Below are 437 nucleotides of genomic sequence, written 5' to 3'. Positions count from 1 at the left end.
CCTCACCCTCGCGCTTCTTCGCCGGATGCATGAGCCTCGTTATAGCCCGGATCGGGCGCTCCGGCGCCTCGGGAGAACCATTCATTCGACGACGCGTGGAACGAGGTCACGGGATGCCGGGGGCGCCCCCATAGCAGCATTTTGCGCACGCAATCCTACGGGAATCCCCTGTGCTCCCCGGGCAACACCGCAATCGTACGGGGGACGACCTCTCCAGCGCATCCCCCGGCGCATCGATCAGCTCAGCCCTCTGCCGAAGCCTCGATGAAGAGCCTCGACAAGCGTTCGATTGAAATCGTCTCGACCACCGCGTCCCCGGCCTCCCGCAGCAGCACCGAGCGCACCCCGCCCCCGCGCCGCTTCTTGTCGAGGCCGATCAAGGGCAATGCCGCCAGGATCGGCTGCTCGGCGAGCCGCGTCGGTTGCCCCAGCCGCTC

At 67.5% G+C, this 437-nt stretch carries 1 protein-coding gene; it reads right to left on the bottom strand.

Annotated features, from left to right (window positions below):
• Nucleotides 1–242: 242 nt before the first annotated feature.
• Nucleotides 243–437 (bottom strand): hypothetical protein (locus tag BN4575_RS23010; RefSeq protein ID WP_218060825.1); only part of this gene is annotated, 195 nt, incomplete at its 5' end.

It is taken from the genome of Aeromonas sp. EERV15 (assembly GCF_900079845.1).
GTDB classification, from domain to species: domain Bacteria; phylum Pseudomonadota; class Gammaproteobacteria; order Enterobacterales; family Aeromonadaceae; genus Aeromonas; species Aeromonas sobria.
Note: the sequence above shows the minus strand (reverse complement) of the source record. Positions and strands in the feature narration are given on the sequence as shown.